This window comes from Methylobacterium soli (assembly GCF_008806385.1).
In the GTDB taxonomy this organism is placed as follows: domain Bacteria; phylum Pseudomonadota; class Alphaproteobacteria; order Rhizobiales; family Beijerinckiaceae; genus Methylobacterium; species Methylobacterium soli.
Genome location: NZ_VZZK01000084.1, coordinates 1 through 8,046 on the forward strand (window position 1 = coordinate 1; position 8,046 = coordinate 8,046).

6 protein-coding genes and 1 pseudogene are annotated in these 8,046 nt (G+C 57.3%); 6 read left to right on the forward strand and 1 reads right to left on the reverse strand.

What is annotated here, in order from left to right; genetic code table 11:
• Positions 1–578 precede the first annotated feature (578 nt).
• The 6 genes from F6X53_RS31475 (at position 579) to F6X53_RS31500 (ending at position 6,754) form a co-directional block, all read left to right on the forward strand.
• Positions 579–1,862, forward strand: coding sequence for a tyrosine-type recombinase/integrase (locus tag F6X53_RS31475; RefSeq protein WP_151005797.1), 1,284 nt, complete (start codon positions 579–581; stop codon positions 1,860–1,862).
• A 624-nt stretch (positions 1,863–2,486) separates the two neighbouring features.
• Positions 2,487–2,693: a helix-turn-helix transcriptional regulator gene (locus F6X53_RS34195; RefSeq protein ID WP_151005799.1), complete on the forward strand. Its 207-nt coding sequence runs from the start codon at positions 2,487–2,489 to the stop codon at positions 2,691–2,693.
• A 3-nt stretch (positions 2,694–2,696) separates the two neighbouring features.
• On the forward strand, positions 2,697–3,107 hold the full coding sequence (locus F6X53_RS31485) for a hypothetical protein (protein ID WP_151005801.1): 411 nt from the start codon (positions 2,697–2,699) through the stop codon (positions 3,105–3,107).
• Between the two features lie 260 nt (positions 3,108–3,367).
• On the forward strand, positions 3,368–3,823 hold the full coding sequence (locus F6X53_RS31490) for a hypothetical protein (RefSeq protein ID WP_151005803.1): 456 nt from the start codon (positions 3,368–3,370) through the stop codon (positions 3,821–3,823).
• Positions 3,824–4,477: 654 nt separating this feature from the next.
• Entirely contained in the window at positions 4,478–4,942 is a 465-nt protein-coding gene (locus tag F6X53_RS31495) for a hypothetical protein (protein ID WP_151005806.1), read from the forward strand.
• Positions 4,943–6,535: 1,593 nt separating this feature from the next.
• Positions 6,536–6,754, forward strand: a complete 219-nt coding sequence (locus F6X53_RS31500) for a hypothetical protein (protein ID WP_238297017.1) — start codon at positions 6,536–6,538, stop codon at positions 6,752–6,754.
• 803 nt (positions 6,755–7,557) lie between these two features.
• Here the strand turns inward: F6X53_RS31500 and F6X53_RS31505 are convergent.
• Positions 7,558–8,007, reverse strand: a pseudogene (locus tag F6X53_RS31505) (transposase); the annotation flags it as partial.
• Positions 8,008–8,046 lie beyond the last annotated feature (39 nt).

Sequence of the window (8,046 nt, forward strand, 5' to 3'; positions counted from 1 at the left end):
GATCAGGGCAGCGAAGGCCGCCGATGAAATCAGGAGCGCTTTCATGACCTTGTCTCCTCGCCGGAGGACAACACGGGGTTGAGCCGCAACGCCCCCCCGGCGTGGCCGGGGCCGAGGTCCGTTCGGCTCCACCATCTTGATCGATTGGGTCGTACTCCCAAGCCGGCACCCTCGCTTGATCCGAGAGGACACCCGGCGAAGTCTGATCGCGGTCGCGTGTCCTTGGCTTGGCGGAAAGGTGCAGCGGCGACAGGCCCGCGCCGCTTGCGCCGCTCGGTTCTGCTGCGAAAGGGCTCGCCTGACCGCCTCATGAGCGGATCCAGCATGTCCGTACATTTTCCGTACGAACTTTCTGGGTTAAGGCGGAAGCTAAACGAAAGCGTTGATGTTGCTGGCGCGCCCTACGGGAATCGAACCCGTGTTTTCGCCGTGAAAGGGCGAAGAATGATACAAGCGGAGATCTTAGAAAGCAGCTGGAGACATGTTTATCATCAACGACTTGTCTCAGAAATGCTCCTTGTGTCTCCTGACGTTTCACGCGATTTATGGCAACGAATTAGGCAACGAAAAGTCGGCCGATGCCCCGCCGCGCCAGCGCTTTCAAGAGCCGAACCGGACGCACCGCCCTCCCGGCTTCCGACGCACCGGAATGGGAGCTGATCGGGCCGGGCGTCAGGCTCGGCTATCGCCGCGGCCGCGGTACAAGAGGGCATGGGGGCACGTGGCTCGCCGCCTCCCGCATGCCGGATGGCAAGCGCGTGCAGGCGCGGCTTGGTCGAGCCGACGACGTCGCCGCGGCCGGCACGGTCGGCGTGCTAACTCACGAGGAAGCCAAAGAGGCGGCCCGTGCGTGGGTGAAGTCCCTGCGCAGCGGCGCAGCGCCCGCGCCGGCCCTCACGGTCGCCGATGCCGTGGAGCGCTACCTGGAGGCACGCACCGCCGAGGGCATGAAGGCCATCTACGACGCACGCTCGCGCGCCCGAACCCACATCGCGCCGAAGCTCGGCACGGCACGGGTCGCCGACCTCACGTTGGACAAATTGAGGGGCTGGCGCGACGCGATGGTGCATGCCCCGAAGCGCGTCCGCACCTCCCGTTTCGCGGAGAAAGCGAAAGTCCGCGCCGTCGACACGTCGGATCCGGAGGCGCTGCGCCGCCGCCGGGACACGGCCAACCGGACGCTGACGCTGCTCAAGGCGGCGCTCAACTGGGCCTACCAGCATCAGCTCGTTGACAACGATCGCGCGTGGCGCCTTCTGAAGCCCTTCCGTGACACCGGCTCGGCTCGTGTGCGCTTCCTCGAGGTGGCAGATCAGCAACGACTCCTGAACACGTGCGACGGCGCGCTGCGCGACCTCGTCGCCGCGGCGTTGATGACCGGCGCTCGCTTCGGCGAGCTCGCCCGGCTCACGGTGCGCGACTTCGACCGTGCCAACCGCACCGTGTTCGTGGAGAAGAGCAAGAACGGCCGCGCGCGGCACATTCCGCTCACCGACGGCAGCGCGGCGTTGTTCGAGCGGCTGTCGGCCGGGCGCGCGCCAAAGGGCCCGTTGCTGGCGCGCGACAGCGGCGAGGCGTGGGGTCCGGCGCAGTATCAGCGCGCGTTCAAGGCGGCCCTAGAACAAGCCCAGCTCGAGGCGATCACGCTGCACGAGCTTCGCCATTCCTACGCGTCCACCATGGTGCGTAACGGCGCGCCGCTGATTGTGGTGGCGGAGGCGCTCGGTCACTCCGGCACCCGCATGGTTGAAAAGCACTATGCGCACCTCGCGCCATCCTACGTCGCGGACACGATCCGGCGGACCGCGCCGGACCTGATCCTGCCGGAGAGTGCCGTTATGCGGCCAGAGGCGCGGTCGTGACCGGCCGTGCTGCACTCGCGCCTGCGACGCTCGACAGCGCATTGCAGTCATACAGAATATCCATCTGCAATCGGTCTACTGTACTGTTTTTTACAGACTTTCCGTGAACATCCGAAGCTAAGCATATTTCGAGGCGGCGGCAATTGGATAGGCGTAAGTCGCTGACAAACATCGACTAAATCCATGTGGGCATCTTGGGCTTAGGCCACGCAACTCGAATGCTATCCAATATAAACTTGGACAGGATAATTTTCCGTCCGAGCAAGCCAGGGCGACCGAGACAGCGGCAAGAATGATCTTCCGATGAGGCGCTTAGGGGCTAAGATAATTCCTAGCAACCACAACCCGCAACCAGGAATTAGCGACGCGCAGCCCAGGAATTAGCTTGATTGTATTAAATACTGATTTCAATAAAACTGCACTTCCATGCCGTGTGTTTGGTTTAGGGCTTGCATTAGTCACGAAAACGGCTCATATGAACTGCGTTCTCGAGCAGGCAACGGTTCAGAGGAGGAAGCTGCAATGGTGTGAGGTCTTCAACGACGATGTCGCCAAAGTATCTTCGCTCAATCCAATCCCGTTCATCAAGCGAAGCTGCTTGCCGACTTCCTGCTGCACGCAGCGATGCTAAAGTGGAGTCGGGAAGTGTGTACTAGACGTGACGAATGTCTCATCCGCCTTCCGCAAGTTCTGGAAGTCGTGCCCATCTCGCGCGCCACTCTTTATCGCTTGATTCGTAAGGGGCAATTCCCCTCCCCGGTTAAGCTTGGTGCTCGTGTGGCCTTGTGGCGTGTCTCGGAGATCTGCTCCTTCATCGAGAAGGACAGATAAGAAATGGCAGCTTTGCATATCGGATCGAGAACGGCGAAGCTGACGCTTGGCCCATTCGAGATGGGTCAGGTGCAGATCCGCGACGCCGAAATTTCGTGTCAGCAATCTGTAAAACAGCGAGAATCATCAATGGCAAAGCAAGAGCCCGTTATCAAAACCCTGGGCGTGAACAGTGCTTTGGACAAAGTCCTAGCTGCTTTGAATGTCGGGAACGCCGAGAAACTGGGGCAATTGTATTTTGACCTAGCCAACGCTGTGCATGAAGATGACCTTGATCGAATATTGATTTCACATGGCCAAGAGTTCCAAGATCATGTGGGCGTTGCAGATGACAGTCCACAAGGCCTGGTGCTTAAAGTAGCCGTTGCCCGGCTGATGGATCCGGGCGTTAATTACCGGCGGACGAACAAGTAGGACAATGCTGAAGATTTGCTCAAAAATTCACGTCGCTAGCAAAGCGACATTTCGTCGAGCGGTGTCTAAGTGTGCCTCTAGTGTACTGGCATGCATCATATGCACCAACAGCTTCGCGTTGTGTCTTTTCGTCAAGTCATAACAGTGCGCTGTGCCCGGCCAGCTCTATAAAGCGTCTCATCCGGGCCCGTTGGGTGCCGGGACAGGCTCGGATGAGAATTTGAGTTCAAGTGCCCCGTCCATCTTGAGGATCAATGCTCATGGATCTCCCGGACACCAGTAACGTCGGTCACATTGCTCTGACCGCTCAACGACTATACGAACGCCTCATCAAGGACAGCGTCACTGAGCGCTCCGACATCTGGAGGCTTTTGCGGCAACTTACGCCCGACATGAACGATGAGACACGGCGTGCCGTGATGGAGCTCGTCGTTGCGTCGGCCGAGTCCTACCTGTTCAAGCTATCGAATGCCAAGGTGGATGCTGCTGCGAACTGGGTTCGCGTGTTGGAAGCTCAAGGTGTTCAACACCGCTGGGTCGCCTTCGACCTCCGTGTGTGTCTTGGGTTGCATCCCGATCACCAAGACAAGGATCGGTTACGCATGGATGAGATTGAGCTTCTGCGTCCGTCGCTCGCGGGTATATGCCCAATGGGCTTCGGCCGCTTGTTCCAAGAACAACTAGCTCGAGAGCCAAAGCCGCCTCGGAACGATTGAGGCGCTTTCACGTGCTTGCGGGGCTACCTTCCAGCTACTCTCTCGATCGGACCAGCGCAACCACTTCCAGGACGGACGCTGCAACAAGCTTTGTACGCCACATCCCTCTCTCAGGAGAACGCATCCCATGACGAACCGTGTTCACCATGAAATCGTGAACTCACTTTTCGAAATTGCCCACGGCCGTGACGGCGGCGTCTAGGCGCCGACGGTTTTGAGGATGGTAGCGAAGGGACTGCTGCCTGTGATGCGTGCGGTGTCGACGACGGTGCGAACGGCGGCCTCGCCTTCAGCGGCCCACAAGGCGCGGGGCGCCTCACGCCGGCAGGCCGCCCGCTTACGCCCGACGCGGCTCACGCTGCCGTGGCATCGGACCTGCTGCCCGCAATTCTCGGGCGGGCATGAGCCATAGGTCAAGTCTGCGCCCGGCCTGACCTCTCGTCCTCTCAACAGACGCAGCCGGATCGGCGGCGAAACGAGCAGCCGCTTTCACTCACTCTAGCACTACCTGGGCACAAAGCTGATTTTGACTGCGGAATCAGTGACTTAGAAAAACAGCCACTCTTCTCTAAGCCATCGGCACAATAGAGCTTTTTCAGAAACATGCCCAGGTAGTGCTAGGTGCGCCTATCAACTTACCTCATGAGAACGAAGATGAAAAAACGGAACCTTTCCGCCATAGCGAATTGTGAGCAAATAGTAAGATCCGCCTGGGCAATAGCAATTCAGAAGGCAAGTCCGGAATACACAGACAGGCGAGAGACAGACGCGCTTACCGCCGACTTGATCAATGATATAGGTAAGAAGAACGCACTCAATCATGTGGACTCGTCAGATGAAGAATTTCAGATATCGTTTGGCGTCTCTAGGACTTCCCCTCCGGGACGCGTGATTGACATTTTACTCAACATAACCGCAATGCGTTTTGATTTTCACCCGGCAAAGCGCCGAGATAAACTTAATGCTTACGGCGTAAAGCTCAGAATCAGCGTTGAGTCTGTAGACGGCCTGCCTGCAATTGATAATTACACCGACGATGAATGGAAAGCTTTGCACGAAATGGATAAAGAAAATAAAATCTGGCTTCTTCATTTCGATTTATCCTCCTTAAATGAGTAAGCCACGTCAGTGGAGGGTAACCGCCTACGCCTGTGACGTTGAGCTTCACGCGCTGACAGTTTTCAGTAAGTTGCCAAATGCGCTGCCGCAGACGAGGCGGCCGGTGTAGAGGGTGCGCGAGTGGCCACGTTGCCCTTAGACACCACAGCGCGCGGTAGCCGTTGGTGGTCTTTCGCTGGACGACAGGGCGCAGCGGCCGCTCTCGGCCGCTGTTCGTCATCTTGATCATGTCGGGATGACTAGGGAAAACTTGTGCGACAGCCTCCGGCGCTTGGCCGAGAGGGATAGAGCAGCCAAGTCGGCCACGCGCTCGGAGAGCGTGCCCGACCGCTCTCGTCACTCTCTGCAGCCGGTTGCGGGCGACCTCGAGGAACTGGGCGGGGCGTTGAATGAGCATTGCAGCCGAAGCACCGACTCAAACTGCTCTTGCCGGCCCGGGCACTCACGATGGTTTCAACGGTACTCACTGAAAAAATGGCGAAATCCGTCCTGCGTGATTGCGCGTGTGCTTACCGGAGAAGGCGCAATTCCGCCAGGAAGGAATACAATTATGAGTCGGTCTAAATACGGCAGCCCGCACGCCTAATTCGGCCTTCGTGCCTGCTGAACATAAAGCCGAGCCGTATATATTTATTTAGTGACTGTCTACGATTAATTTGAGATTGCATCTAGTTCGCGCTTGTATATCGTAATATTACTGCAATCTGATCCGAGAAGAGGGTGCGCAAATGAATATTTCAAGGATCTCGATCGATGCACATCTGGAAGGTGACTTAGATGCTTGGGATGCAAGGAAGGCTCTTGATACAGGGGACTCCATATTGTTTAAGAGATACTGTTTAGAAACGGCCGGGACCCTGCGGAGTATTGGCAGAGCTATCGGGGCGGTCCGACGTGAGCCCTGGTCACTTTGGGCCGCTACGTTGCGAGAAATCGTAGATGGTACTGGACAGGATCGCACTGACCTACAGGAGCAGGTTCGAGGCAGCAGGTGGTCATGGATGCATCCTATTGTATCGGAAGCTACACAGTTTCTCCCGGATGAGGAAGTCGGCATTGCGGAAGATTGGACTGCTACCACCTCTCAGGTGCGTGAAGCGCTGAGGCGGTCGGATGCTCACCTGATCTGTGAGTACCTTCGTGACCTCGGCGATGTTCTCCAGCGGCTTCATGTGGTGCTTGGGACCGATCGAGCAGCACCCGAGTCGTGGCAACTTACATTCCGGCACCGGCGGCCTGGCAAGCCAGCGGAAGCGCAGGAGACGCTGTTGCAAGAGGATGCAATTGCCATGGCGGTTCGCCTTAGGTTGGCCGATGTCAAGAAGCTCGAGGCGGCCGTCTATGACGTTGGGCAGCAATTCGGCTTAAGCCGAGCAGTGATCATGCGAGCGCTAAAGGCTCATAAAAGCCGCCGGTAAGCGAGACTCGGATCTTGATGACAGGCGTGCGGAACAGATTATTCAAGGTGGCACCTCGAACAAGGAGCCACACTTGCACATCCTTCAGGTCACCGAATCCTGCGCTTTCGATCAAGCAACGCCGATGTCCCTCCACGCCAGAAAACGCCTCCAACAGTGAGCGATACCTCCGTTTGTGATCTCCTTGCTAGAAGAGTTCGGCTTGCCGATGCGCTGCGGCGGTGCTGATCGGCTAATCTTCGACAAGGCGGCCCGGAGACGTTTGATGCGCCATTACGGCGAAGCAAAGCACCTGCGCACCGTCGAGCGCTGGTTCAACGTTTACGCCGTGGTGAGTGACGAGGGGCGCCTCATCACCGTAGCGCGCAAGACTCCTCGCTTCCTGCGTCATTGATGAGCGGGTCGTGACGGGGAGCAGAATGCCTCGGCGCCTCCAAATGCATCGCGGACGCTGCTCGTTTTAATGGCCTCCTGGCGACTTGACATCGTAGAGGCGAAGGCTTCGCCGTTCTAAATTGGGCTAGACCAATTGTGCAACACGTAATCATGACTTCACGAAACTCATAAGCCGTCGTATAAAAGCCAGAGATCGTTCGGCGAAATCAATTTGTGATTGATGTTTGGTTAAGATAGTGTAGTATGTAAGTACTGAATTGGCGGTTATCGTTGAATAGCCCCTGTCACGAGAGTGGCGCTAATGAAATTTGAATGTAAGCCGTCTTGCCAATCATTCTGATTCGATCTTACTTCTGTATCGGTCAAATGTTCCGAGCAGAATGACTTTAAACTCAAGTGTGCGTTCTCGTGATAGGGCGCGCTCTGCTGACCAGGAGGCTAGAAAATGCGGACCCAGGCTAGTCATTCCTATACCGAGGAACTGGTTCGGCTCGCCCTCTTAGATGGCGCCGCATTCTGCAACACTAACTCAGCGATCAGATCAGCATGTTTGACTAACGTGGAATTTAATATGGTTGCTCGAGAGATAGACGCTTTGCTAGAGATATTCAATGATATATTCGATCGAGAGTCTCATGGTTTCCGCAGCAGAGAAGTCGGTTGCGCCGTTCATGAAGTTTTATTGAATATTAGATTGTTGTTGTAAGGCACCGGATCAATCGAGCGATCGATGCGGTTGATCTGTCTCTGAAGTCGATGAGAGATGATGGCAGTGAGAGTGATGGAGCTGAGCCTGCCTGAGCTGAAGTGGTCGCTGGACAGGGGCCGCTTCACCCGGGGCTGACCCAGCACGGCTGCCAGGAACTTGGCGGCGATCTCGCCGGCCAGCAGCCGGTCCCGGTTCTTGCTGAAGCTCGAAAGATCCCAGGGCGGATCGTCGACACCCAGCCCCACGAACCAGCGGAACAACAGGTCGAACTCCAGCCGCTCCATCAACTGCCGCTCGGAGCGGATCGAGTAGAATGCCTGCAGGAGCATCGCTCGCAGCAGCATCTCAGGCGGAACCGACGGACGACCCATCCGGACCGCACAGAGCGCAGAGAAGTCCTGGTTCAGCGCTGCGAGCGCCACATCTGTGAGCTGCCGGATCGTCCGCAGTGGATGGTCGCGCCGGACCCGAGCCTCCAGGTCCACATAGGAGAACAACGTCCCCGAACGCTGACCTGTCTGGTAGCGGAACGTTGTTGGGATCAGGTGCGTTGGGCGATTGAGGAAAACGCCTGGCGCTTT